Origin of the sequence: Paenibacillus sp. FSL R5-0486 (assembly GCF_037975155.1) — a bacterium.
Lineage (GTDB): Bacteria > Bacillota > Bacilli > Paenibacillales > Paenibacillaceae > Paenibacillus > Paenibacillus amylolyticus.
Window position 1 is genome coordinate 878,199 of the sequence record NZ_CP150237.1, and the last position, 21,878, is coordinate 900,076.

20 protein-coding genes and 1 pseudogene are annotated in these 21,878 nt (G+C 43.4%); 15 read left to right on the forward strand and 6 right to left on the reverse strand.

Translation table 11 applies throughout. The features are described 5' to 3' along the window. The first annotated feature begins 180 nt into the window (after positions 1-180). Together MKY01_RS04035 and rlmD are read left to right on the forward strand one after the other, a co-directional pair. Positions 181-1,062 carry a diacylglycerol kinase gene (locus MKY01_RS04035; RefSeq protein ID WP_047840512.1) on the forward strand — a complete coding sequence of 294 codons (882 nt, stop codon included), beginning with the start codon at positions 181-183 and terminating at the stop codon, positions 1,060-1,062. 393 nt (positions 1,063-1,455) lie between these two features. After that, on the forward strand, positions 1,456-3,063 hold the full coding sequence (gene rlmD, locus MKY01_RS04040) for a 23S rRNA (uracil(1939)-C(5))-methyltransferase RlmD (RefSeq protein ID WP_339285457.1): 1,608 nt from the start codon (positions 1,456-1,458) through the stop codon (positions 3,061-3,063). On the opposite strand, the gene MKY01_RS04045 is transcribed toward rlmD, so the two are convergent. The 3 genes from MKY01_RS04045 to MKY01_RS04055 all read right to left on the reverse strand — a co-directional run bounded on the left by MKY01_RS04045 (position 2,973) and on the right by MKY01_RS04055 (position 5,413). Next, entirely contained in the window at positions 2,973-4,535 is a 1,563-nt protein-coding gene (locus MKY01_RS04045) for a recombinase family protein (protein ID WP_082218804.1), read from the reverse strand. The genes rlmD and MKY01_RS04045 overlap by 91 nt on opposite strands. Continuing rightward, positions 4,532-4,693, reverse strand: a complete 162-nt coding sequence (locus MKY01_RS04050) for a hypothetical protein (RefSeq protein ID WP_161799400.1) — start codon at positions 4,691-4,693, stop codon at positions 4,532-4,534. Before MKY01_RS04050 ends, MKY01_RS04045 begins: the two co-directional genes overlap by 4 nt. A 261-nt stretch (positions 4,694-4,954) precedes the next feature. Continuing rightward, complete coding sequence (locus MKY01_RS04055; protein ID WP_047840513.1) at positions 4,955-5,413, reverse strand: recombinase family protein; 459 nt, start codon at positions 5,411-5,413, stop codon at positions 4,955-4,957. Between the two features lie 485 nt (positions 5,414-5,898). On the opposite strand from MKY01_RS04055, the gene MKY01_RS04060 reads away from it, so the two are divergent. Beyond that, complete coding sequence (locus MKY01_RS04060) at positions 5,899-6,501, forward strand: hypothetical protein (protein WP_047840514.1); 603 nt, start codon at positions 5,899-5,901, stop codon at positions 6,499-6,501. An 11-nt stretch (positions 6,502-6,512) separates the two neighbouring features. Further along, the gene (locus MKY01_RS04065; RefSeq protein ID WP_339285461.1) at positions 6,513-7,688 is read left to right on the forward strand and encodes a hypothetical protein; all 1,176 of its coding nucleotides are present in this window, start codon (positions 6,513-6,515) and stop codon (positions 7,686-7,688) included. A gap of 849 nt (positions 7,689-8,537) precedes the next feature. Here MKY01_RS04065 and MKY01_RS04070 read toward each other — a convergent pair. Next, the gene (locus MKY01_RS04070) at positions 8,538-9,515 is read right to left on the reverse strand and encodes a phosphotransferase (RefSeq protein WP_047840517.1); all 978 of its coding nucleotides are present in this window, start codon (positions 9,513-9,515) and stop codon (positions 8,538-8,540) included. A gap of 893 nt (positions 9,516-10,408) precedes the next feature. Then, positions 10,409-10,549 (reverse strand): annotated as a pseudogene (locus tag MKY01_RS04075) (IS256 family transposase); the annotation flags it as partial. 224 nt (positions 10,550-10,773) lie between these two features. Here MKY01_RS04075 and MKY01_RS04080 point away from each other — a divergent pair. The 3 genes from MKY01_RS04080 to MKY01_RS04090 are packed head-to-tail and all read left to right on the forward strand — an operon-like array spanning position 10,774 to position 13,611. Next, positions 10,774-11,016: a phosphopantetheine-binding protein gene (locus MKY01_RS04080; RefSeq protein ID WP_253430127.1), complete on the forward strand. Its 243-nt coding sequence runs from the start codon at positions 10,774-10,776 to the stop codon at positions 11,014-11,016. Further along, positions 11,013-12,506, forward strand: coding sequence for a class I adenylate-forming enzyme family protein (locus tag MKY01_RS04085; RefSeq protein WP_339285463.1), 1,494 nt, complete (start codon positions 11,013-11,015; stop codon positions 12,504-12,506). The genes MKY01_RS04080 and MKY01_RS04085 overlap by 4 nt, the downstream gene beginning before the upstream one ends. A gap of 49 nt (positions 12,507-12,555) precedes the next feature. Then, positions 12,556-13,611, forward strand: a complete 1,056-nt coding sequence (locus tag MKY01_RS04090) for a hypothetical protein (RefSeq protein ID WP_339285464.1) — start codon at positions 12,556-12,558, stop codon at positions 13,609-13,611. Between the two features lie 59 nt (positions 13,612-13,670). On the opposite strand, the gene MKY01_RS04095 is transcribed toward MKY01_RS04090, so the two are convergent. Continuing rightward, entirely contained in the window at positions 13,671-13,922 is a 252-nt protein-coding gene (locus tag MKY01_RS04095) for a hypothetical protein (RefSeq protein WP_339285466.1), read from the reverse strand. A 58-nt stretch (positions 13,923-13,980) separates the two neighbouring features. Here MKY01_RS04095 and MKY01_RS04100 point away from each other — a divergent pair, with 58 nt between their 5' ends. Genes MKY01_RS04100 through MKY01_RS04135 form a run of 8 tightly spaced genes read left to right on the forward strand, consistent with a single transcriptional unit; the run spans position 13,981 to position 21,876 of the window. Then, positions 13,981-14,928, forward strand: coding sequence for an NAD-dependent epimerase/dehydratase family protein (locus MKY01_RS04100; RefSeq protein ID WP_244898284.1), 948 nt, complete (start codon positions 13,981-13,983; stop codon positions 14,926-14,928). A gap of 13 nt (positions 14,929-14,941) precedes the next feature. Further along, the gene (locus tag MKY01_RS04105) at positions 14,942-15,193 is read left to right on the forward strand and encodes an acyl carrier protein (RefSeq protein ID WP_017690652.1); all 252 of its coding nucleotides are present in this window, start codon (positions 14,942-14,944) and stop codon (positions 15,191-15,193) included. Further along, entirely contained in the window at positions 15,190-16,548 is a 1,359-nt protein-coding gene (locus tag MKY01_RS04110) for a hypothetical protein (protein WP_339285469.1), read from the forward strand. Before MKY01_RS04105 ends, MKY01_RS04110 begins: the two co-directional genes overlap by 4 nt. A 44-nt stretch (positions 16,549-16,592) precedes the next feature. Continuing rightward, positions 16,593-17,708, forward strand: a complete 1,116-nt coding sequence (locus tag MKY01_RS04115) for a UDP-glucuronosyltransferase (protein ID WP_339285470.1) — start codon at positions 16,593-16,595, stop codon at positions 17,706-17,708. Between the two features lie 27 nt (positions 17,709-17,735). Further along, on the forward strand, positions 17,736-18,830 hold the full coding sequence (locus MKY01_RS04120) for a radical SAM protein (RefSeq protein ID WP_339285472.1): 1,095 nt from the start codon (positions 17,736-17,738) through the stop codon (positions 18,828-18,830). Between the two features lie 43 nt (positions 18,831-18,873). Further along, a complete protein-coding gene (locus MKY01_RS04125; RefSeq protein WP_339285474.1) occupies positions 18,874-20,052 on the forward strand; it encodes a radical SAM protein in 1,179 nt (392 codons plus the stop codon). A gap of 32 nt (positions 20,053-20,084) precedes the next feature. Further along, positions 20,085-21,089, forward strand: coding sequence for an ATP-binding cassette domain-containing protein (locus MKY01_RS04130; RefSeq protein ID WP_074093526.1), 1,005 nt, complete (start codon positions 20,085-20,087; stop codon positions 21,087-21,089). Further along, the gene (locus MKY01_RS04135) at positions 21,067-21,876 is read left to right on the forward strand and encodes an ABC-2 family transporter protein (protein ID WP_339285477.1); all 810 of its coding nucleotides are present in this window, start codon (positions 21,067-21,069) and stop codon (positions 21,874-21,876) included. Before MKY01_RS04130 ends, MKY01_RS04135 begins: the two co-directional genes overlap by 23 nt. Positions 21,877-21,878: the final 2 nt, after the last annotated feature.

Genomic DNA, 21,878 nt, shown 5'->3' on the forward strand with positions numbered 1-21,878 from the left:
TTAAAGGCTTTGGCATGAGACGGAATTCCTGATGCATAGATATAGGTAAGACGAAAGATTAGAGCAACATTAACGGAAGTTCATTATTGTGTAAAAAATATGCCCTTTTGTGGACTGATGCAACGTAAGAATATGAGGTCGTTTAGACTCATGGATAATGTGGAATAGGTGGCGTATGAGATGAAAAAAGCTCGCTTAATATATAATCCGACCTCAGGCCGGGAAGAAATGAAGAAACGTCTGGCTGACATTTTGCAGCGTTTGGATCAAGGTGGTATTGAAGCTTCATGTCACGCAACAACGGGCGAAGGTGACGCAACCCGGGAAGCCGAACTCGCGATTGAGCGCGGATATGACATGATTATTGCTGCTGGTGGCGATGGCACGTTGTACGAAGTGATTAATGGTATGGCGGAGCGGGAGAACCGTCCTCCGCTGGGTGTGTTTCCTTTGGGAACGACAAATGATTTTGCACGTGCACTCGGCATTCCGAGACAGTGGGAAGATTACGTGGATCTGGTCATTAACCAGCAGCTTCGTCCGCTCGATCTGGGCAAAGCAAATGATAAATATTTTATCAACATCGCCGGCGGTGGATCACTGACTGAACTGACCTATGAAGTACCGAGTCGTCTGAAAACGATGATTGGGCAACTGGCCTATTATATGAAGGGTATTGAGAAAATGGCGAGCCTGTCTCCCCAGGAGCTGATTATTCGCGCCGACGGTCAGGAAGAAATCCATGATGAATTCATGTTATTCCTCATCGCCAATACCAATTCGGTCGGGGGATTTGAGAAGTTGGCTCCAGGTGCAACCATTGATGATGGTCTGTTCGATGTCATTTGCGTGAGGAAATGTAATTTGGCTGATATGATCCGCCTCGTAACGCTTGCGCTGCGTGGGGAACATCTGAACGACAAGAAAGTGGTTCATTTCCAGACGAGTCATATGGAAGTTACGTCCCCGGGATATGTACAATTGAACCTCGATGGAGAGTTGGGCGGCACGCTGCCTGCTACGTTTACGAATTTGCGTCATCATCTGATGTTGTATCGTTAAACTTGGCACTTGGCGGAGAATGTGGTCGCTTGCGGAAAGCGTTAATGCCGCAGTGGTTGTTGTATAGCATCGCACAAGTGGTGAGGAGAGTTGGATTCAGCTCTGCCGTAAGGCGTGATGGAAGTGCATTTTCCAGTTGCTGTGTACGGTGGGATCGCGTATAATCTCATGTGGTCACTGTGTGTTGAGCTTAACGAACTCAGAAAGCCTTAATGTGGCGAAATCGCTTAAGTTGCGAATCTAACGAATCTCAGCGTTGTTATTTTGGAGAAAATGAACGAAAAAGGTCGGAAAACACCATTCGAAATGATATAACGTTTCTGAAATTCATTAGAAATTCGGAACGTTATTTTTTGATGTGATACCATATAAGAAGAAAGAAGTGAATGTACGTTGTCTAATACGAACCGCAGCGGTCGTGGAAAAAACCGCCGGAATTCGGCTGCCTCTCAGGGGCAAGGGAACGCTTCAGCGTCCCGTCAGCCAAGTCAATCATCTCGTCCATCTACACGTCAGCAGGGAAAAGAGGTGCGGCCACAAGGCGCATCTCTTTCTGCCGTTCGTCCAAAGGGAAGAACGCGTGAATCTGCACCAATCGAAGGACTGCCCGTTAGCAAAAATGAAGAGACCGTCATCGACATCATTGGCATGAACCATGACGGTGAGGGTGTAGGTCGTGCGAATGGATACACGCTCTTTGTGCAGGGTGCGCTTCCAGGTGAAACCGTGCGTGTGCGTGTGATGAAAACCAAGAAGCAGTACGGCTACGCCAAACTGCTGGAAATCGTGAAAGCAAGCCCAGATCGAGTGTCAGCGCCTTGCCCAATCTACGATCAGTGCGGCGGCTGCCAGATCCAGCATATGAGTTATGCCGGACAGCTTGCGTGGAAACGCCAGTTGGTGATCGATAATTTGCAACGGATTGGCAAATTGAACGTGATGGTGGAGGATGCAAAAAATACGGAACAGGGTATTCGCGTCCTTCCTACGATGGGTATGGACGAGCCGTGGCGATATCGGAACAAGGCACAGGTGCCCATTGGTGTGACCGAGGGTGGTCTGGTAGGTGGTTTTTACGCCAAAGGAAGCCATCGCATCATCGATATGGAGAGTTGCCTCATTCAGCATGAGCACAATGACGAAGTGGTCGCAAAGGTTAAAGAGATCGGCAATCATTTTGGAATTAGCGCCTACAACGAAGAGACAGGTCGCGGCTTATTGCGCCATGTGGTTGTGAAGAAGGCATTCCGTACTGGCGAGATGATGCTCGTACTGGTCACGAATGGTCGAGACATTCCGTACAAAGACGAATGGATTGGCAGTATCCGTGAAGCGATTCCGCATGTGGCAAGCATCTGCCAGAACGTGAACAAGAAACAGACCAACGTCATCTTTGGCGATGAGACCCGCGTCCTGTGGGGCCGTGATGTAATCTATGATTATATCGGTGATGTGCAGTTTGCGATCTCTGCGCGTTCGTTCTATCAGGTGAATCCGGTGCAAACGGAAGTACTGTATGGCAAAACGGTAGAGTACGCTGGACTGAGCGGCAAAGAGACAGTAATTGATGCCTATTGCGGCATCGGAACGATTTCTCTTTTTCTCGCGCAACATGCGGATCAGGTGTATGGGGTAGAGATCGTGCCTGAAGCGATCGAGGATGCGCGGAGCAATGCTCTATTGAACGAGATGCGCAACGTCAAGTTCGAAGTTGGTGCCTCTGAGGACGTCATCCCGCGTTGGAAAGAACAAGGCATCGAAGCTGACGTCATCGTTGTCGACCCACCACGAAAAGGCTGCGACCCGCGTTTGCTCGATACCATCCTGGAGATGAAGCCGGAACGCGTGGTTTACGTGAGTTGTAATCCGAGTACGCTGGCACGTGATCTTCGTGTGTTGGAAGATGGCGGCTATCGCACCGTGGAGGTAACGCCGGTGGATATGTTCCCGCATACGGTGCACGTTGAATGCTGTGCGTTGATAGTTAGAAGTAAAGAATAAGCAGAAGGGTTCGAGAATCTGTAAAAGATTCTCGGACTCCCGTCTGCTTTAATTTCGATACGATCGATCAATCTATGAAGGATTTCTGGCGTAAGCTCCTTGAAAGATAGGAACTCCTCAAGGGTTTTCTTCAATTCCGAAAAAGCTAAAGTATCATCTTGAATTTGAAGCGATTCATCGTATTGGCATTTTTTCTGCATCAGTTCGTCTATTTCCAGATTTATAGAAGTAACGTATTCATCATATTCTCTTTTTGGCATATCTCCATCAAAATGCTTATCATGAGCTTGTTTCTTCCGATTTCTCAACTTTTCCATTTGAGTATCTAATGTTCTGAGCACTTTTTCATTCTGTTGCTTTTGCTTTCTTAACTGGTTCTCAAGCTTTTTAATCACAGCATCATTACTTAAATTGGAAACAAGCATTTGAATATCATGTAGAATAACAGAGATCAATTCGGTTTCACGAACGAGATGATCGGTACATTTTTTACTTCCATATTTATTATAACTACCGCACAAGTAGCCTTTGACATTCTTCTTAAAGTGCATGCCACGTCCACAATCGGCACAATATGCGGTATTTGTAAATAGATGTGCCTCTGATTGCGGTCTCGTCCGTTTTCTACTTTCAAGTAATTGCTGAACAACTTCAAAGTCTTTTCTTGTAACAATTGGTTCGTGGGTATCTTGGACGATGATGAAGTCCTTCGGGTCTTTATAGTTCCTATTTTTGTTTGTTACACTTTTAGTTGTTGATCGGCATTGTACCAGATCGCCCACATAATGGGGATTCGTAAGAATTCCACGAACCGTAGATCCTCCCCACATTTCAGAAGCGTTTTTCTTTCCAGCAATTTGTGACGGTGTAGGAATGCCTTCTTCGTACAACTCACGAGCGATACAATCATGTCCTTTTCCCGCCAAATAGCCTCTATATATCCGCCTAACAATATCGGGAGTTGGGTCATTACGAACATATAATCGACCGTCTTTTAGTCCATAACCAAGCGGCGGAATTGAACCTTTAAATTCACCACGTTGGGCTTTAAGTTTGAAAGTCGTTTTTACACGATCACTAATTCGTTGGGACTCCTGTTCATACATCCAAGCATAAAGCCCGAACATATGAACATTACCTTCGGGAGTATTAATGGCATTGTCTAACGTAATAATATCAAGGTTATGATTTAGGATAACATCTCGAATCTCGTAAGATAAACCTCCGTTTCTTGCAAGCCTCGAAAGCTCTTTTGCCAAAATCATATCGAACTTTTTCGCCTTTGCATCGGTTATAAGTCGTTGTAAAACTGGGCGTTTAGAAGTTGTTCCCGATTCAATTTCGACATAAAAGTCGAATACAGTCCAACCTCTTTCCGAAACGTATTTGAGAAATAGATTCTTTTGATTTTCAAGCGAAGTTTTCTGTTCTTCTTTGTCAGTTGAAACTCGTACATATATTGCACATCTCATGCGGCATTCTTCCTTTCGTCATGAGATGTGACCGTATTCACCTGATTATGATCGTAATAGGACCTGATTAAACTGTCAACTTTCTCGTCAATCAAGGTTTGCATGATGTCCTCGAAAGACATTTTGTGTTCAATATTGAAAATTCGCTCAACTTGCATATTAATTCCTCCTCCGATTATTTAGTTTGAGTGCATGCTGGATAGTCGGAAGGATTCGATACACATTTCTTCCACAAACGAGTATGAATCGTATTTCTATCACTTCACCGATGAAATCTGCAGTATTTCGTTTCAGTGATTTGAGTATATGAAAAAAACAAGCCTTTGAGTTTGAAAAACGGTTCGACTAATGTCTTAGCTTTAGTGATATAAAGCGTTTAAGTAATAAACATTAACGCAACCTACTGTTTTAGTCTTATATTATTGGGCTTTTTTTGTTTTATGCTTTAGAGCACTCTTAATCCTTTTTGACATATCTTCACGCATTTTTTGAGTAATATATTCAAGTAATCTGAGTTGAATCTGATCATATTCCCCATGAGTTACTGTTACAAATGGGACATTTGCTTCATTTAATTTATTGGTTAGATTGTATAGATCTCTAACAGATCTGCTTATAGTTTTAATGTCATAGGCTACAACAGCTTGAACATTTCCATTATTAATTTCGCATAAAAGTTGTTGCAATCTATTTCTATTTAAAGACGTTCCACTTACATCGTTATCAATGAATAACTCCACTTCGGCATCTTTTCCAAATTGTTCTTCTACAAAGTTTAAGCATATTGCTCGTTGATGCTCTACTGATTGATATTCACCTTTATTTTGAGCGGCTCTTGCAGTTCGGACATAAATTGCAATTTTTTGATGTTTATTCATTTTCCTCATTCCTCCATTGTTTCGTATTTTTTGAGAACCTATGTTCTAAATTATAATACGTTGATGATCTTGTCTACGGCTTATGTGTTCGAGGTTTTTTGATTTAAAGCGTTAAAGCGAGATATGCTTATATAGAAATATCGCTACCTGCCAATGCATGGAGCCTTTTTTTGTTTTCCTTCGTCAATTGAGTTATATCGCCAACTGAGGAGTCTATAATACAAAAATACGGGAAGAGGGGCTTCGCTCGTCGAGAGACTTCCAACTTCACCTTCTCCCTATGGGAGTATCGGTTCAGTAGGAATCTCTATCACTTCGTTGCATTCGCCTGTGGCGACCGTTCACCCTTCGGGATTCACTATGAAACGAAGTGCGACTCGCTCGCCCCTTGGGAAAACCAGTTGCGCATTCTGGGCAAGCATCTCTTTACGAGACGCACATGTGACCCTATATCCCGCTTGAAGCTTCAAAGGAGGGATACTGTTATGCCGAGAAAAAGCAAGCCTTGTATTACGCAATTTTTTGAGCGTGATCGTTTAGCTTTTACCGCCCTATTCCGTACAGGGCATGTTAGTCTTGAGCACCTACGCCAATGTGGATTGGCTGATTCAAGAATCAAGAATTTGATACGGGATGGTCATTACGAAAAGGTAGTCTATAAGCATTCTGGTAAGATCAAGGAATGTTACAAACTCACTAAATTAGGACGTGCAATGGGATGTCGACTCTGGGGGTTAGAAAGAGCATATCATGCTCAGAATCCAACTCATGATATAGCGATTGCAGAAAAATATTTTAGTATTTCAGTAGAATGTCGTGATCAGTGGGCTACGGAAAGTCAGATTCGTGACAAGTTTCAGGAGAAATTAAATGATCTGCGAAATCAGGGGAAAGAAGAAGTTGCAAAGGTTTACGAGGATATGCTTAACAGAGGTTTAATATCGATGCCTGATGCCTTGTATGTCGACATAAACGGTATGGAGATTGCATTTGAAGTAGTTACAAATACCTACGGACAGGATGAGATGAGGGCGAAAGAGGCACTCGTGGAAATTATGAATTATCGTTACGAAACAACCAGAGTATAGGAGGTGAAATAATGGGGAATTCCAATTCAAATAAGCAGTTTGTTTGTGAACGGTATAGTGAATATTTATATATCATCTACCATTTCGGTAACAAGGTCATCCTAATTAAACAGCTCTATCGATATGCTCAAGAATTCGGCTTAGCAAATAGTTATTCAGCTTTCTACGGACATATTAAGCAACTGATTAATGCTGAAATCATACGAAAAGAAGCGTTTCTTGCTTATGGCAGGAAAACACAGCTTCACATGCTAACCTTAAAAAAATTCGGAATTCGGTTTGTTGAAGGGAAGGTTAGTAGTCAATACGTTGCGGCTGTTCCAAAGGCGAATTCAAATGAGCGTATTCTCGTTTCAATATTCAAGAATTGTTATATTTTAAATAAGATTATTCCTCGAATTTGCAAACGAGGCAGAAATGTTACTTTTGAGCAAATGATCGCCTTGGTTAATCAATACAATAGCAACATATTGAATGCCAGAAACCAAGGCATTGAACTGTTGTACAAAATCCAAGATAGTTCAGCAGCACTGCATCCTTTTTTTAACATCAATGAGATCAATTACGAAATTAACAAATTGAAAGAGATTATGCAGAAGCGTTCGATGGGGTTAAGAAAGGGGTCTATGGCATCGGAAGGTAAAGGTGTTGGGAAAGTATATTCAACTCCTGAGAGGGCTTTAGCGGAGTTTGTAGGTGGTAAAGAAATAAAAATTGAGATGGATAGCCAAATGTATGCTTCATTAAAGTCTCGAAAATTGGATTGCTACTCAATTGATAGCATGTTAAATGCACATATGTATGTTGCTCAAGTGAAAATCATCCAGGGCAGACCTCTAATTACTCTGTTAATGTTCGATATTCACAATAAACAAAATGTTTACAGCATGGCTACAAAAATTGCATGTGCTTATCGTATGTTTGACCGTTATTTCAATGATTTTTCATTGAAAATAGGGATTGTTGGTGTTGATGAAGTAGCTTGCAGGGTATTGGAATCAGATTCAAAAGCGATAGTCAGAAATTTTTATACGAAAGAAATAAAGGGATCAAAATTATCGCAAATATTAACAGACTGGCAGGTTAATTATGTGGGGCAGGAGCGAATCCATTTTCACTTTACGCATCATGACATTACAAATCAGTATTTAGATGGCGTTAAATATGCCAATTTATTGAGAAAATAGAAAGGGCAGATCCATCAAATTGTGGTGGATTTGTCCTTTTATAATTTCGTTACAGTTATCAACTCGACTTGTCTTGTGTATGATATGAGATCTTTCAAAGGATGTGAAAGACAATGTATTACAGATGCACAGATTCAGCTAATAGAATAGTCCGTTTAAGAGATTTCGGATGTGAAAATAAAAAGATCGGCGTTGAAGGTATGATCGCCTAAAAATATAACCGAGGAACTAACTCTTCCTGGCAGTGCCGTTGATGGTGGGCGTTTTTGCCTTGAAAGTTCGGTAAGGCATAGCCTGCCATAGCCGAACTTATAAAGATTTCCTTCTTATATAAAGGATGTGACTGTCCTGGTTCCCGAAAGGGATTGGGGGGCAAACAATAATCGTGGTGATTACGGAGCGTTTGATACCAGACCTTGGCTCCGCTGAGTTTGTCGCTATTTGCGAGGCTGATGATACGGATACCTCGGCGATTATACGCCATATTTCTATCACAGCTCACCCTTGCTATGCCAAAAAATAACTATTTGGTGTAGCAGGGGGGGCATCGAGCCGTTTGCCTAACTCAAACCGCCATATTAAAAATAAACCGATGTTGATGCATCTCCTCAGCGGTTGCATACATAAACATACGGAGGGCGAGATGGTCGGGGAGTCAAAAAATATTACTTATTATGAATATATCAGAATGAATTGCATATAACATAAAATCAATAAATCAGGGGTGTTCTTCAGCACAGTTTAACAGGTGAGAAAATAAAGGCGTAAGAACCATGTAGACCTCTCTACATGGTTCTTATTGTGTACTTACTAATCTTAGATTAATAGCGTTCTACAGTGTAAGAAATTTTATTCCCAATAAGGTATACCATTGAAGAGAAACGATTCATTCTTTACATAGGAATTAATTTCTCTATTGGCTAATTTTCCAATATGCTCTGGTAGCCATTCATTAGAGTCTGGTAGACCCAACCAAAAATTCATTGTTTCAAGTTGTCCAGCAATAAAAAAACCTTCTAATAAGTCAATATGGTTTTCTGGTAACGTGTACTGTTTTGTGTATGATTTAAGTAACTGGTTTCTGAATGAAGGATGAATATATGAAAAAGTCCAGCCAAGATCAAATAAATAAAAACCAAAGCCACAAGCACCAAAATCGATAGGTCTCGCTTCTTTGCCATGAAACACAAAATTACTTGGAATCAAATCCGCATGAATCATCCCCCAATTGCTGGATGTTCTCTCGATAGAGTTCATCATTTTAATTACACGTTGACCTGCATTCTGAAGAATCTCTATATCACCTGCTTTAAGCAATCCTGCGTTAGATTGCTCTTTAAGCTTTTCGAGTGATTGCAATATACGAGAGCCATCAAATGTAGGACGTTCAAATAAACTTGGGGTTTTCCAATCCGATGATTGTCTATGTAATTTACCTATCATTTCGCCTACGTATCCAGCATCATCTAATGTAGTAATGAATGGCTTCTGCTCACCTTCCACCCATTTTACTAAAGTGCATTTTGTGCTGTTTACGTCTGTAATGAATTCCCCGTGGATATTCTTAAATGGTGAAGGTAGGGTTAAATCTGTATCTAAGGCTAAGGAGTGAAGCCATACCATTTCTGAACGAATCACTTCTTGTTCAGTCCAAATACTTTCAAGGGCTTCGCTTTTTGATATATGTAAGCGGAGACTATAGCAGTTGTTTTCCAGGTCAGTTATTTTATAGATAGTATTTGCACTCTGTCCAATAAAGTCAATCGATTTACATGTTATTGAGTAGTTATTTAATGCTTCCTTAGCAATACTCAAATTATTATTCAATCCCCAATCCCACCTTTTACAATTGTATATAGTTATAATAACACACCTATATGTTGAAAATATGTAATGTTTGATTAAATTGGTTTTTAACCGTTTGGTTCTTGTTTAAAAGGTGGATACAGCCACATCTTAGTTTATTCTACCGTCAGCACTCATCCCACGTGGAATCGGTGGCGATGTTAAAATGGAAGGGGCAGGATTAATTCCTACGCCTCTCGTTGTTCCAACTTCCTTATGGATTGATGACGGAAAATATATAATGTATGGCTTTGATTGAACCGTCTTTAATAACTTCAATTTTTTGAATAAGTCTTTGAAGTGCCTGCTTAAAGACTTGTTGACCTTCAATTTGAAGTTCGGTGAAGCGGGATAATTGCTTTATATAGGCACGGAGTTGTTCTTCCGTGTCTTTTTTTGTACCTGTAATAATGAAGTAATTACTGATTTTGTACACACCCTAAACCTAATACAGATAGAGGTGAAATTTCTTGAACTATAGGGGCATCGATCTCATCAAGTAGAAGCTTCTTATCATCACGCTTATAGCCAAATGTGGGTAGAGAAGCCTTGTAGGGCGGTTCGTGAAAATATCATCTTCATGTGGCTCGCCGCTGGCCAGCAGCCAGACTGATTCCAGTTTGAAGTCGAGCCGCTCTCCTTAAATGATTGACGTTCGTTCTTGACAGCCCCACAGCATGCGTTAAATATCTCCTTGGCATCAACGGGCTTTTTCAAAACTGTTGACAATTGGAATATATGTAATTATATTTAATATATCAGGCGCTTGGTGCTGTAAATCTACGTGTAAACGTTACCAAGCAAAACTTTATGCAGTATAATTCGATCCCCTCGAGGAAGAAAATGGAGAGTTGATTGCGGACTTACTCCCAGTTTTATATACACTCTGTCCATTTACGAGTGACATTCATCGTAGTTTTGTAGAGCATTTTCAGCAACGCTTCATTGCTTGGGAAAATGCTTTTTTCTTTGGATTTGAGATGTTGACGATGGTAACCCTCAATTATTTCCGTCGTTGTACTCTTCGCGTCAAGCTTTTTATGTCCTACATCGTGTCATACTCCGCCTCCAGCATGAATTGCAGAATCTCTGCATACAACTATGCAAACAACTCTTTCAGTGCAAATTCACCTTGTACATCGTTATGAACTTATTCTTCTTCACAATACTCTCACTTGCTTATCACATATAGTATCCTCTTTAATCGGCCTTTTTATAAAGATTATCTAACGGGGGAAACATGATGTCTAATTCAATAGAATTGATCTTGAGAAACGAAATTTTTGCTGAGCTGGACATCGAGTATCCGGAAGATCACGATACCCGTTTGTTGGACCAAGGGATCGATTCAGTAGGCTTCGTCAAGCTTATTGTTTTAGTGGAATCGAAGTTTAACATCTCGATCCCTGATGAAGATCTGTTATTTGAGAAGTTCTCCACGGCTGGATTAATCCTTAATTATTTGACTGAGAAAACGCTATGATGACTATCATTCAGCGTCTATTTCTGGAGGCCTCTGATCGCCAAGATCATATTATCCTTGAAGATTTACAGCAGCAATGGAGTTACGCAGAGGTGATGACGGAAGCTTACTTAATTGCTTTATATATCCATAAGAATTTTGAGCTTGAGTCCGGAAGTCATCTTGCATTATACACAAATAATGAGCCCTTATTCATTTTTGCGGCGCTTGGCATTCAATTCTGCGGTTATGTGTTAGTACCGGTTCCTTATTCGGCATCTAATACTGAAATTGAAAATATTTTAAATGCCAGTGACGCCAAATTGGTTATCAGCAAATCTGCACAGCCAGCGCATATCAATTGCGACATTCCTTGGGTTACCGCTCAGGATTTAGCGCAAGAACCAATGCCTTCGTTCGAATCGATCTCGTTAACCAATCAGTCCGATCCCAATCAATGTGCGATTCTCCTTCCTACATCGGGCACAACCGGAAAATCTAAAATCGTTATGTTATCCCATTGGAATGTATTAACGAATGCCTTGGCACATGGCGGAAAGGTGGGGTATACGGATCAAGATTCGTTTCTTGTAACGATGCCCGTTCATTTCAGTTCTACGATTGTCACGCAATTGATTTCTTGTATGTTATATGGAACCCGAATTAAACTTATCAGCTTGCCCTTGCTGCCGCGCACAGCGTTTAAAATGTTTCAGAATAAGGTGGTCACGGCATTCTCAGCGGTGCCTACGCAATTGATGCAATTTGTTTCTGATTTCCATCAGACAAAAAACTGGAGTGCCTTTGATTCAATTGAATTGATTGTAATTAGCGGTGCGGCGATTCCCGCGAGATTAATAGACCATCTTCAGACTGTATTCCCTCACGCGGACATTATCCAAACCTATGGATTGACCGAGGCTTCTCCGCGGGTGAGCATGATGGAACGGGGAGATCGCTGCTTATCCTGTGGATCACCCATAAATGACGTTTCTATTCGTCTTGTTGACGAAGAAGAGAATGAGGTAGAAGGAGTAGCTATTGGAGAAATTTGGGTAAAGGGCCCGAATGTAATGCTCGGTTATTACAAAAACCCGGAGTTAACGAACGCTACCATTGTTGAGGGCTGGTTGAAGACAGGAGATTTGGGATATTGGAATGAATCAGGGTGTCTTATACTCACAGGCCGAAAGAAGAATATCATTATATCCGGCGGTATCAATATCTATCCGGAAGAAATCGAGGAATTTTTGTACGGCTTGAAAGAAGTGGAGGAGGTCATGGTTATTGGTGTACACGATGATCTGTTAGGCGAAGTGCCCATCGCATTTCTGAAAGTCTTTAAAGATTGCCTGGTTGATATAGATGCGCTGACACGACATTGCAAATTGCATTTGTCATCGTATAAAGTGCCTAGACAATGGAGGATTATCGATAACATTCCAAAAACAAAAACAGGAAAACTGGACAGGGCAAGTACAAAGCGCTTATTGCTAAATGAGATATACTGATTCGGAATCCTTAAGCCAATTAACCAGATAACCAGGGGTGAACGAAAGGTTGAAGAATTCAACTCAAACGTTAGGCAGAAAAATATTGCCGGTCAGTTATCCGATGATTACAACCTATACGCAACATGCTCATCTCTTGTCCATACTTACCCATTACGAGTGCGCACACCCATGGATATTTAGCAATTATATCCAATTGTTTATTAACAAAGATTATAAACATCATTGGGGAGATTTTTATTTTCCTGTGACTTATGAGCTACGGCCTTCGGATGCGTGCAAATGGATTACTACTCAAAAGATACATAGAGATACTGTAACAACTAAATGGGACTCTGTTATTCATTTTATTGTAGAAAATATTAATGCTAATAACTATGTCCACACCATGATCAATTATTTCTACGTGCCCCTAAGCGATCGCTACAATAAACTTCAATTGCATCATGACATATTTGTTTACGGCTATGATTTGGATAGAGAGATGTTGTATGTTTCCGATTTTTTTAAGAACGGGGTGTATAGTCAGGCTGAGATATCTTTTAATGATTTCAATCTTGCGTTCGATACAAATCATCTAACAACCAATCATGATTACCTTAGAGAAATGGTTTATCTGTATACATTCAATGATCAAAATCAGGATAAATTCAGTGCAGATACCCTAGTGAATTCGATAAGTAATTATTTCACTAACAAAACGCCGGAGTATTGGGAGATGTTTAACTACGGGGGCGACAGGCATAATCTTGACTTCGGCATGCAAATATACACAACTCTATATAATTATGTGAAAGAGACATCGGAACATAAGGCTATGCTTGATATAAGACCCTTTCATTTACTTTATGATCATAAGAAGATGATGACGCTAAGACTCAAGTACTTGTACGATAATCGGCATTTAATTGAATTAAATCAAGAGCATATAGATGAATTCACAGCCATAGAACTTCAGGCAAGGATACTTGTGAATGTAGCGATTAAATATAATTTGACTAGGGATACGAGTATTTCCGAAAGCTTACAAACGCTGATTACGAATATAGAAAATGAAGAATCCATATTCCTTGAACGATGGCTGAAGAAGGTAGGCATTCAGTAATGTTGAGGGAGCAGATGATGTCAGTTGTGGATATCTCTTCTTGTACCTGAATAGAAGCCTTAGCCCGAAGCCGGTGGTGATCCGGGCATATTTATGGAGGGAGTGATGCCGGGATTATAATCGTTGCGATACAGCGTGTTGATTAAGCCAAACCGTTGCTCTTGTCTTAAAGATCCGTTTGCTGACATCCTATTGCCTTCTTGTCTTTCAACGATCCGCATTGCTTCAAGCGCTTTTTCCGGCACAACCACAGCGAATCCACTCACCTCAAGAATCTCTCCTGTTATTTGACCCGACATCTTGTGATTCATGCATAGAACCATACCTGTTCGATTGAATTAATAGTGGTTTCACAAACCTTAAGTAAGGGTGGGGATCATAATATTCATTGTATTAACAGGAGTCGCAGGCTTCATCGGTTCCAACCTTGCCGAGAGGCTGCTGCGGGAAGGCCATACCGTTATCGGCGTCGATAATTTTCTGACCGGGTCTACTGTCAACATAGACAATCTCTTGCGGTCGCCCAATTTCAAGTTTATCGAGCATGACGTCATTTATCCGCTCGCAATTGAAGGCCCTGTCGATTGGGTGATGCATTTTGCAAGTCCTGCCAGTCCGCCTAAATATTTGTCCTATCCGATCGAAACGATGAGGGTCAACAGCGAAGGGACGATGCATCTGCTGTATCTGGCCAAAGAAAAGCAGGCTGCTTTCTTCTTGGCTTCAACAAGCGAGATCTACGGTAACCCAACTGTTCACCCTCAGCCGGAGACCTACTATGGCAACGTAAATTCGGTTGGAGCAAGAAGCTGCTACAACGAAGCGAAGCGGTATGCAGAGGCGATCACCTACTGGATGAACAGGAAATACGGTATACCGGTAAGGGTCATTCGGATCTTCAATACATTCGGCCCGAAGATGGATTTAAATGACGGACGCGTCATTACCAATTTCATTAATGAAATCATGTCCAAGCAAAACCTTACGATTTATGGCGACGGCAGACAGACGAGAAGCTTTCAGTATATCGACGATTTGCTGGAAGGGATTGTGAGACTGCTGAGCACCACGTATGAACAGCCAGTCAATTTGGGGAATCCGGAGGAAGTCACCATACTTGAAGTCGCCCAAATATTGAAGGAGCTAATGAAGTCCAACGCGCAGTTAGAGTTTCTCCCGCTGCCGGAAGACGATCCAAGGAGAAGGAAGCCAGATATTACCATTTCAAGGACGATTATGGACTGGGAACCGGCGATCAGTTTGCATGATGCACTCGCTAGAACGATCCATTATTACCAGGGTCAATATATCCATTAAACGGGAGGTACCTATGCAAGAACAGATCATAGCGTTGATATGCGAAATCAAGGAAGACGCCCAACTGGCAAACAGTTTGAACGAGCATTCGAACATCATGGAAGACGGGGGATTGGACTCTTTACAGCTAATTACTTTTGTACTACAGGTGGAAGAGCGTTTCGGTATTGAAATCGATTTTGAACAATTCGACTTCAATCTTATGGAGTCGGTCACGACCTTCTGCAATTATATCTCGGAGCTGCAGAAAACAGCGCCTGTATGAACGATAGACGCAAGTTCGAGCTCATTATCGGGACATTTGACGCGGAACGCTTCTGGCGCGACCCTAATCTAGCCAAACTGCCGTCGTTTCACGATCCTGAAATGGAGAATATCGTGATGGCCATGGATGAGCTGCTCTTCCCATTTTGCGAGGCGCAGGATAAGCTCATTACTCGCTATCGAATGAACGTTTGCCATAAAGAGTATTTGCATGAGATCGGATTTAAATTTCTTTCCAATTCAACCGATCTCGAGAGTCCTGATGTAGGAAGCGTAGGCAGAACCGCCAATATATTCGACCTGCTCACATCAGCCGATCGAATAGGTGACATGGATCTCTACTTGCTGGACGGCGCCCGGTTGTCGCCCTTTGCCGTCATTCCGGGGGCGGATCGTACTGCAGCGCGTTACGGGCTGGAACAGGATTTTCCAGCTATCGAAACGGTTCAGACTGTCAATTCGAAGCTGTATTCAACCGAATTGAACCGTCGCCTTGATCTTCGGTGTGACAGCCAGACGGTCTATTCTCCCGAAGAGCTGCTGGCAAGCGGCTTGACTTTGCTGAATCAAGGACCCTTCCTGATCAAAGATGAGTTTGGGGTATCGGGGAAAGGCAATTTGCTGATCGAGTCGGAAGCGATTTTGCGGCGAGTCACATCCTATGTCGCCGATCAGTGCAGCAAGGGAAAAACGGTTCGGTTTATTATTGAGCCGTTCCTCCGCAAGGAATTGGATTTTTCTTGCCAATTCCACATCGATCCGGACGGCACTTACCGACATATCTCAGTGCAGCAGTTGGTCAATCACAATTTCGCTTACCAAGGCTCCTATACAGCAGACGATAGGTTGCTTCATATGCTGCAGGAAGCGAAGTATTTTGATGTAATGAAACGGGCGGCTCGCGAGCTTTATCGGTCGGGTTATCACGGCGACGTATGCGTCGATTCTATGCTGTTGACAGACGGCCGCATCGTTCCGATTGTTGAGGTGAATGCAAGAAGATCGATGAGTCTGATCAAGCATTACGTTGACCGCTACCTGAAGAAGCACGACACGGCCGGGAGCATGACACATGCGACTTTACAGTTTGCATGCGATGTATCATTCGATCAATTGCTTGAATCGCTGGACCGCGAGGGTGTTCTATATAAGCCTGATCGAGGATTCGGTATTTTACCTTTAAGCGCGAATACGCTCTTTATTAACAAAGTCGTCAGCGAGTGCAAGGGGATCCGGAATAAGCAGGTGAAAGGCAGATTATATTATTCGTTGATCGAAGGGGAATGGGATAACGAACGATTGACCACTAAGGTTAATGAGGTGCTGTCGTCGTTATCCTTCAAGATCGCCCGCTGATGCAGTCCGAAGCGCTTGAAGCCATGAATGGAGGAAGAAATTTTATGGGTGAGCGGAAAGTGACGATTCTATGCTCGGGTTTCGGTCTGGGTTTCTATATTCCCGGCCTGTTAGCTGCAAGTGATTTCGAGAAAAGGGATATCGCGACGGAAGTGCTCGTGTTCGAAAGCTATTTGGAGCAAGACAAGATGGATCATATTGTAGACAGCAGAAAGGCTTACCACAATAATTTCGCACTTGCCAATTTATCGGCCCGAATGCCGATGGATATCCGGGGCAGCATTGATTATGCCCAGGTCGAGCTATTGCTGGAGGCGTGGAAAGCGGAAGAGCGGTACGAATTCATATCGTTATCCGGACACTGGATCTATATTCTGGATTTGTATAGGGAGAAGATGCTGCCGAATCAAATTCATGTAGACCTGCTCTACGTCGATTCAGATCTGGCCCCGTCTTGGAAGAGCTTGAAGAAGTTTCATCCTAGCTATGACGAGTATTATTACAATGCTTGTCTCTATGACACCGACAAGATGGAGATTCGATGCGAAATCCCGGTTCTTCATCGTACGGCACTGCCCTTCGACTCAAGGAAGCGGCGGCTTGTTGTTCATGGCGGCGGCTGGGGGATGGGCACTTATCAAAGTACAATTCCAGAGCTTGCCTCCCATAACTATGGGCTTGATATCGTAGCTTACGATTGGAAGGAAGCGAAGCCCGATCCCGATCACCGATATTGGATGAATGATCCGGAATGGTGTGCATGGGTGAAGAGTGCGAACGGCCTGCACGAGTTTCCGCCATACATCGAAATAACGGGAGAAGACACGAAGTCATACGCCGCTGAGGTTGATCATCATTGGTTATTCGATATCGCTTCGGAGGCGATGGCTATCGTGGCCAAGCCGGGAGCGGGCACATTAATCGACTCGCTTGCATCCGAAACCCCTCTTATTCTGCTGGAGCCGTTCGGAAGTCACGAGCTTAGCAATTTGGAATTGTGGGAATCACTGGGGTTCGGAATACGCTACGAGAAGTGGCGGGAGATGGATTTTTCCGTAGAGGTCCTTAGGGAGATGCATCAAGCGATCATGAACAGACCCAGAGAACGGACGAATTATGTGGATCATTATTGTGCGAGAGTCGCGTTAACGAAGGGGTAAGATTTCAATGGCAGAAGGGGTTATGCGATGAGCGTAAACAAATTGAGTATCGCCCAAGATAAGACAAAGACAAGCTATCCGAGATGGATCGTCATGCAGCTGTTGGAGGAGTGTAATTTACGATGCAAGATGTGCTATGAGTGGGGACTCGAAGGTCCCTACAAAAGCAAAAAAACGTTAGCGCATCTGGATCCGGATCTCATTAAAAAGATCATCGTCGAGTGCAGCCCGGGCAAGCCGTATTACGATTTCTTCGGCGGCGAGCCGCTGATGTACCCTTGGCTGAGCGACATTCTCGCCATGATCAATCACTATGGAAGTAAAGCGGACTTCCCCACGAACGGCACATTGCTTGAGCAGCATGCCGAGATGCTTGTCGAGACTGCTCCAAATAAGATCTGGATGTCGCTCGACGGCCCTGAGGAAATCAACGATAAGCAGAGAGGCAAAGGCGTATTCAAGAAAGTAATCAAGGGGATCGAGAAGCTTTATGAGCTTCGGGAAAGCAAGGGCAAGCAATTTCCGAAAATGGGTGTATCCTTTATCATTACGCCCTTGAACTATATGTACGTTGAGGAATTTTTCTTTAAGCATATCGACTTGTCAATGTTGGACCATATCAGCATGGAAGTGCAACTCTATGCAACGGAAGAGCAGTATGCCCAATATGTGGAGGTTCTTAGTGACAAATTCGACGTTCATGAAGCTCCTTATGCCAAGGGGATGGTGTGGCGTGACACCAGTTCGTTCAGCCAGATCGATATTCCGGAATTGACGAGACAGCTCAATAATGTTAAAGCGTATTGCTTGAAAAACAGCATCCATGTGATCACCTATCCGAAGACGATAGATGAACAAAATTTGAGCAACTATTTCTCGGGGCAATTCCATCAGATGGCTGATAAACGGAATCGGTGCTCCCTTCCATGGGTTTATGCGGAGATTACGGCAAGGGGCGACGTTTCTCCCTGCCATGCCTTCTATGATCTGACCTTTGGCAACGTGAACGAAGAGAGTTTGCTGGATATCTGGAGTAGTGACAAGTACAAAGATTATCGCGCGTATATGAAAAAAAATATGCTTCCGATTTGTACGGCTTGTTCAAGGTATTATATCTATTGATTCATGTGAATGACCTAATAGGTTTAAGAAGGGTGGTGTTGATATGAATCCGAAATCAGAGATTAAACGTTCCCCAAAGGATTTGCAAATATTGAAACGTACTATCAAGAATACGGTGGAAACCAAGCGGAACATGGAGAAAATAGCGGGTTACGCGACACCGTTGCCAGAGTCGGTCGGGATTAAACTGACGAACCAATGCAACTTGCGCTGCAAGCATTGCTATCAATGGAACGACACCGGCTATCATCACTTTATGACACCGGAGCAGCAGCGGGAACAGCTCGACTACGGGCTGCTGGAGAAGCTGATCCTCGAGACGGAACCAGCCAAGTCGAGACTCTATATCTGGGGCGGCGAGCCGCTCGTATACAGCCATTTCGACCGTTTGGCCGATTTGCTTGAAGCCCATCCTCGCGAGACGACGATCTGCACGAACGCGATGCTGATCGAGCGAAAGCTGGACGCCTTGCTGAGAATCTCCGACAACCTGGAGCTGCTCATTGCACTTGATGGATTCGAAGAAGAGAATGATGCGCTTCGCGGCAAAGGGGTATTCAACAAGGCGATAGATGCTATTCGGATGCTAGTCGAGCTGCGCAAGGAAAACCGATTCAAGGGCAAAATTACGATCCATACCGTCGTTAACGATGCTATGACCGACAAGCTGTACGATCTGTTGGACTTTCTGGAGGACGTCGGTGTAGATATGGTCATGGTCTGTTTCCCGTGGTACATCTCGGACGAGTGCACGCAGGGAATGGACGATTACTTTGACCAGAAGTTCGACTTCCTTGCGGCGAGCGAGCACAAGGGCGAACGAAGCTGGCACGCCTTTAACTACAAGCTCGATCCGGAGCGTATCCCTGCTTTGATGAGCGAGTTGGACCGGGTGAATAATCGGGTCTGGAAAATGCGTTTACGCTACCAGCCGAATCTGGATTATGACCAGATCGAAGATTTCGTGCTCGGCAAAGAGGTGAAGAGTAAAGGCACGATGAACAAGAAGTGCCTGGCTCTCTCGAACCGGATGGATATTACGCCCGATGGAACGATTGTTGCGTGCAAATTTTTCAAAGAGTTCGAGATCGGCAAATTAAATGAAGCGTCCGTACAGGAATTATGGCACGGCATGACCTACAGAAGGATAAGGGAAATGATGGATGAACGACTGACACCGGCATGTTCCAAGTGCAGTGTCTTGCATTTGCACGGTGTTTAACTATTCTACATGAGCATAAATGAGGTGAATCAGTGAGTATTATCCAAGTGGAACGCTTATCCAAAAGCTTCAATTACTACGAAAAAGAATTGGGGTTCAAAAAATCGCTAAAAAATTTAGTGAAGCGGAAATCACTGATCAAAGAAGCGGTTAGCGAGATATCACTTGTAATCGAGCAAGGCGAGATGGTCGGGTTCTTAGGCCCGAACGGTTCTGGCAAAACAACTACGCTTAAGATGCTGTCCGGCATCTTGTATCCGACAAGCGGGCAAGCGACGGTATTAGGCTATGTCCCTTGGGAGCGAAAAAAAGAATTCAAGATGCAGTTCTCGATCGTGATGGGGCAGAAATCGCAGTTGTGGTGGGATTTACCGGCGAACGAATCGTTGTACCTGAACAAATGCATTTATGAGGTCGAGGATAAGCCCTACAACCTTGTCCTGGATGAGCTTACGGAGATGCTTGATGTTAAAGATCTGCTCAATATTCAGGTACGTAGGCTTTCACTGGGGGAACGGATGAAGATGGAGCTAATTGCGTCGCTCATCCACCGGCCTAAGGTGATTTTTCTGGATGAGCCTACAATCGGACTCGATCTGATTTCGCAGAAGCGCATTCGGGAGTTCCTGAAGTATTATAACCAGCAGACGAAAGCAACGGTCATTCTGACAAGCCACTATATGGCAGATATTGAGGATTTATGCAAACGAACGATCATCATCAATCAAGGGAAGATCGTATACGACGGCGATCTTCGGCGTGTGAACGAGCTGTTTCATGCAAAAAAGATCATCAAGCTGCAATTTACGGACGAAGTGCCGAGGCAAGCGCTAAGCGACTATGGCGCTATCATGCAACATGACGGTATGAATGCCGTCATGGAGATCGATAAGCATGACCTTCAGCGGCTTTCCAAGATGATGCTGGACCGGTTCCCGATCCTTGATTTCACAGTTGAAGATATACCTGTCGAGCGAGGCATCGAAAGCTTGTATCAGAAAGATGGGGTCAGACATGAAAGCCTTACAGAAGTATAAAAGGACGTACATCCTTGCGCTTCAGAATGCGATGGAGTATCGGACCGATTTCTTTATGAGTATCATCAGCGGCGGCTTCATCATTCTCGTCCAATGCTTCCTCTGGACGGCCGTGTTTCGCAGTTCGCCGCAAGAGATTATTAATGGCTATACTTATTCACAGATCATCATTTATTCCGTGTTGTCCGGCGTCGTCTCCAAGCTGGTTTCTGCCGGCTTCGAAGGGGAAATCGCGAATGATATCAAGACGGGTGGACTGAGCAAATTTATCGCTCAGCCCATTCATTATTTCAGCTATCGGATATGCAATTTTTTCGGTGGGAAAACGGTTCAGATCGGGATCGTCCTTGTCTTATTCGTCATACTGATGATCGTTTTTACTCAGATTTGGGGGTTTCAGCTTAGAGGGGTGCAGATCGTTATGTTCCTGGTCAGCATTCTGTTCGGACTGCTCATCAACTTCCTGCTTTTTTATTCGATTAGTGCTCTCGCGTTCATCATTACCGAGGTTTGGGGCGTTTATATCGCGTTCAACCAAGGCGTCTATCTGCTAAGTGGTGCCATCTTTCCGCTTAATATTTTCGGAGATACGTTTGCCAGAATCTCCAGCTATTTACCGTTTCAATATGTCGTATTCTTCCCGGTTAACATCATCAATGGGAGCATGGCGATTCATGAAATCGTACGCGGACTCCTCTTACAAGCGGTCTGGGTAATTGTGCTTATGATGATTTCGAAGTTGTCGTGGGATTCCGGGATGAGGAAATATGTAGCCGTTGGAGGTTAGAT

Excerpts from the sequence above, each read along its gene's own strand:
- MKY01_RS04035 (WP_047840512.1), top strand. The coding sequence starts at position 181 with ATGAAAAAAGCTCGCTTAATATATAATCCGACCTCAGGCCGGGAAGAA.
- MKY01_RS04045 (WP_082218804.1), bottom strand. The coding sequence starts at position 4,535 with ATGAGATGTGCAATATATGTACGAGTTTCAACTGACAAAGAAGAACAG.
- MKY01_RS04050 (WP_161799400.1), bottom strand. The coding sequence starts at position 4,693 with ATGCAAGTTGAGCGAATTTTCAATATTGAACACAAAATGTCTTTCGAG.
- MKY01_RS04055 (WP_047840513.1), bottom strand. The coding sequence starts at position 5,413 with ATGAATAAACATCAAAAAATTGCAATTTATGTCCGAACTGCAAGAGCC.
- MKY01_RS04060 (WP_047840514.1), top strand. The coding sequence starts at position 5,899 with ATGCCGAGAAAAAGCAAGCCTTGTATTACGCAATTTTTTGAGCGTGAT.
- MKY01_RS04065 (WP_339285461.1), top strand. The coding sequence starts at position 6,513 with ATGGGGAATTCCAATTCAAATAAGCAGTTTGTTTGTGAACGGTATAGT.
- MKY01_RS04080 (WP_253430127.1), top strand. The coding sequence starts at position 10,774 with ATGATGTCTAATTCAATAGAATTGATCTTGAGAAACGAAATTTTTGCT.
- MKY01_RS04085 (WP_339285463.1), top strand. The coding sequence starts at position 11,013 with ATGATGACTATCATTCAGCGTCTATTTCTGGAGGCCTCTGATCGCCAA.
- MKY01_RS04095 (WP_339285466.1), bottom strand. The coding sequence starts at position 13,922 with ATGAATCACAAGATGTCGGGTCAAATAACAGGAGAGATTCTTGAGGTG.
- MKY01_RS04105 (WP_017690652.1), top strand. The coding sequence starts at position 14,942 with ATGCAAGAACAGATCATAGCGTTGATATGCGAAATCAAGGAAGACGCC.
- MKY01_RS04110 (WP_339285469.1), top strand. The coding sequence starts at position 15,190 with ATGAACGATAGACGCAAGTTCGAGCTCATTATCGGGACATTTGACGCG.
- MKY01_RS04115 (WP_339285470.1), top strand. The coding sequence starts at position 16,593 with ATGGGTGAGCGGAAAGTGACGATTCTATGCTCGGGTTTCGGTCTGGGT.
- MKY01_RS04120 (WP_339285472.1), top strand. The coding sequence starts at position 17,736 with ATGAGCGTAAACAAATTGAGTATCGCCCAAGATAAGACAAAGACAAGC.
- MKY01_RS04125 (WP_339285474.1), top strand. The coding sequence starts at position 18,874 with ATGAATCCGAAATCAGAGATTAAACGTTCCCCAAAGGATTTGCAAATA.
- MKY01_RS04135 (WP_339285477.1), top strand. The coding sequence starts at position 21,067 with ATGAAAGCCTTACAGAAGTATAAAAGGACGTACATCCTTGCGCTTCAG.